Genomic DNA, 3462 nt, shown 5'->3' with positions numbered 1-3462 from the left:
CTACTTATCGATCACCGACGCGCCGGAATCTCCTCGCCACGCCGACTTCGACACACGGCCTAGAGGCCAGACTATCGCACGCACATAGTCGAGAACCAGTCGAGCAGTCTCCACATAGCTCCTTCCGTCGCACGGCGAGGCTGGTCGGTGTACGGCGTCCCGAGGTAGTTCAACGCCGACGAGTTCGGATCGCTCAAACCTATCCGCTCTCACCTACGCCCGCGGCTGTCGGTAATCCGTCACCACTGTCAAGATCCTTAGACGGCGGCATGAGGATGCGACGACGGCCGAGATCGTATGGCGGCTGTCCCGACTTGGCATGACTAGCACGGGCACATTCCGCTGGTGCGTTGCAGTGAAGACCGCACGAGGTTGAGGGTGTGGTAGCCCCGTGTCGCCTCTACCGCTCACGGTGAGCTGGCACCGGCAGCCCGTCGCCGCCGCACACACGGGCGGCACCACGAGGCGCGGCTTCGCCGGCCTGGCTGACTGTCGATTCGCTGTTGACCAGGTTGAGTACCTTCGGCGGAAGTGTTGACCGTCAAGAACAGGACGCACCGGGCGGAGGACGCGATGGTGACGGAGCAACGCGGTGACGACATCCAGGTCTCCGACGGCGCGACGGTCAAGGCGGCGCAGGAACGCCTAGCTCGTCTACGGCATCAGGCGCTCGAAAATCCAGCGAGGTACGTTTCAGTCCTCGATGGTGACGCCGGTCGAGCGCTCGATCTTTGTCGAGAGTTTCGACCGTCAGCCGAGCTGGTGAAGCTCCTGCGTGAGATTGTCCACTGCTACCGCTTGCTGGCGGCACACTTCCCTTTTCCTGGCGAAGCCGGGCCCCACGATCTCAAGGTCGCGCACACCCGGGAGCTGTTGGCAGACGCGCTGTGGGCAGTCGGCCGACCCACCGAAGCGATGGCGACGGTTCAGGAAGCACTAGCGGATTACAGGCGGTTCGAACGGTCTTACGTCGGCGAGGACGGCTTTCCAAGGATTATTGCCATGGTACTTGGAAACACAGGATTACGCCTCAAGGGAGTGGGTCGATACGACGACGCGATCGATTACATGCGGCGGTCACTGCAAACGTTCGGTTCGGTGGAGGGGCCGAACCAGCGAGCGCATCTCGCCATGGGCTGGGCCAACCTCGGATCGGCGTTTGCGGCGGCCGGTCGTTACGGCGAAGCATGCGACGCATTCAACAAAGCGATAGCGCTCACCAACGAAGCAAACTTTGAGGCGCCCGATATCCGCAGCAAGCTTTTGGCAGCCTCGATGTCCGACCTCGCGTTGAGCCTCAAGTTGAACGGTAGGAGCTCAGACGCCATACGAGTTGGTCGAGAAGCTGTACAACTCTTTCGTGAGGCGGCGGAACGGCTCGCTCCCTGGGCCGCCCGGCCGAATCTGGCTCGATTGTTACTTAACCTAAGCAACGCCCTCTGGGATAACGAAGATTATGAGGACGCTATTCGTGCCCAAGAAGAGGCGATAGCGTGCCTCCGAACGCTTCCCCGGCCGACCTCCGACGATGAATCGTTGTTGTCGGACGCGTTGGCCTCTTTTTCATCCCGCCTGGCCTGGATCGCTCGCCTCGACTCGCCGCAGCCGTGGATGCGGGCCAGGTTGCACGATGCTCTTCGTGAGCAGCTCGATAAGGAATCGCGCCCCAACCGTGGGAGATTCCTTTGGCGGCTGACATCGAGGACCTTTCCGTTCGTCGCTTTAATGGGATGCCTCGCCGCGCTGGTCTCGATGCCTGGCCAGTCCGAGGTTCTGGACGCGGTCACCACTCCCGTCTCGATGGCGACGGTGAGCTTGTGGACCTGGCGCTACTTCTACCGGCAACGGGTCAAGACCCGATACTGGGCCCGGTTGCCCCGCTTTTGGGAGATGCTGGTGGCGTCTATGTCGGCGATCGCCTGGGTCGCCGTTCCCGTCGCGACTACTCTCTTGGAAAACAACGGCAGGTTTGGCCAGGACCTCGCGGACTCCTCTTTGTTCGAGCTATCCACGGTCCTCGCCTTTGTATACATCTTTGTCTTCACCATCGTCCAACTTCGACAGATGTCGCCGCCCTACATGGAGTTCTCAAGCTACTTTCCGGATGTTCCTGGCATCCCGCAGGATGTGCGCGACACCGCGGTCGACGGGGTGATAGGCCTGGTCCGCAGGGCGTAGCGCCTGGCGGCATCCGGCCAAGTCGCGAGTTGCGCGTAGCCGCGGATGGTCGTCGGGAAGCTTTTCGTTCCCCAACGGCCTGGCCCGTTTGGTCCACCACCTCCGCAACTTGCATGTCCTTGAGGTGTGGACGCCGACAGTCACGCTCAGGTCCTCGTTCACATTTCCTACCTGGTCCGTCACAACCCGACTGCTGAGCAAGCTTGCGGAGCAGCCAAGCGAGCAGCCAAACCGGCGGTCGTAGGCGAACGATGGCGGACCGGGACAGCACCTCGGGCATGAGGACCAGGCGATGGACCAGTGCCAGGGGGCCGACTCGTAATGCGTAGGTCACCGTCGGGGATAAGGACGGTGCCCGGCGCGCGGGAGGTGGCGCCGCCCTTGCCCCGTGACCCCTAGAAGGCGCGGACGACGGTGATGGTCACGTTGGGCAGGAGTTAGCCCAGCTGGTGAGGGCGTTCTTCTCGCTGGTGTCGACGGTGAGCCGCCAGCGGATCTCGGTGGCGACCCATTCGTTGATGTAGCGGCAGCGGGCCGAGCTGTATGGCGGCATCCAGGTGGCGGGGTCTTGGTCGCCCTTGGCCTGGTTGACGTTGTCGGTGACGGCGACCAGGGGGCGGGAGTCGCCGAGGTCGTTGGCATAGGACTGGCGGCGGCTGGTGGTCCAGTTGCGGGCGCCGGAGTCCCAGGCTTCGGCGAGGGGGACCATGTGGTCGATGTCGAGGTCGCTGGTGAGGGTCCAGTAGGCGTTGTCGTAGTAGGAGTACCAGCGCCCGCCGGACAGGGAGCAGCTGGATCCGATGGTGGGTTTGGTGGTGGCTTCGGCGATGAGGACTTCGTTGCGGGTGTTGCAGCCGTCGCCGTCGGCGTCGCTCCAGTGGGGGAACAGGCTGCGGTCGTAGCCGGTGCGTACTTCGGTGGCGACGGGCGGGTTCGCCACCGCGGTGCGCAGGGCGGCGGAGTAGGTCTCGGCGTGGGCGGGGGCGGCGGTCAGGGCTGTGGTGGCGGTGACGGCGGCCAGCAGGGTGGCGGCCCATCGCAGGGTGCGGGTCACGGTCGGCTCTCCCGGTCATCGAAGATAGCGGTACCTCGATATATGCAGGGAAAGACCGATGTAGCAATGGTCTACAAGCGAACAACCGCGGAACAACGATCCCGCGGAGCCCGGCTATCAGTTGGCCGTCTCCGCATCGGACTGCCGGTACTGGTAGACCTCTAGTACCAACGCCGTTCAGTTAGGGCGGCGGTTGGCGTGTCAAGGGTCGGGGCTGATGACGTCGATGC

Annotated in this window: 2 protein-coding genes; one reads left to right on the top strand and one right to left on the bottom strand. The window is 63.5% G+C overall.

The window, feature by feature from the left end; all coding sequences use genetic code 11:
* Positions 1-531: 531 nt before the first annotated feature.
* Positions 532-2178: a tetratricopeptide repeat protein gene (locus ACFOYX_RS31770; protein ID WP_322444128.1), complete on the top strand. Its 1647-nt coding sequence runs from the start codon at positions 532-534 to the stop codon at positions 2176-2178.
* Between the two features lie 421 nt (positions 2179-2599).
* On the opposite strand, the gene ACFOYX_RS31765 is transcribed toward ACFOYX_RS31770, so the two are convergent.
* Positions 2600-3232 carry an HNH endonuclease family protein gene (locus tag ACFOYX_RS31765; protein WP_322444127.1) on the bottom strand — a complete coding sequence of 211 codons (633 nt, stop codon included), beginning with the start codon at positions 3230-3232 and terminating at the stop codon, positions 2600-2602.
* Between the last annotated feature and the right edge of the window lie 230 nt (positions 3233-3462).

Origin of the sequence: Micromonospora sp. GCM10011541, from assembly GCF_042650725.1 — a bacterium.
GTDB classification, from domain to species: Bacteria; Actinomycetota; Actinomycetes; order Mycobacteriales; family Micromonosporaceae; genus Micromonospora; species Micromonospora sicca.
This window is presented reverse-complemented; position numbering and strand designations above follow the sequence as displayed.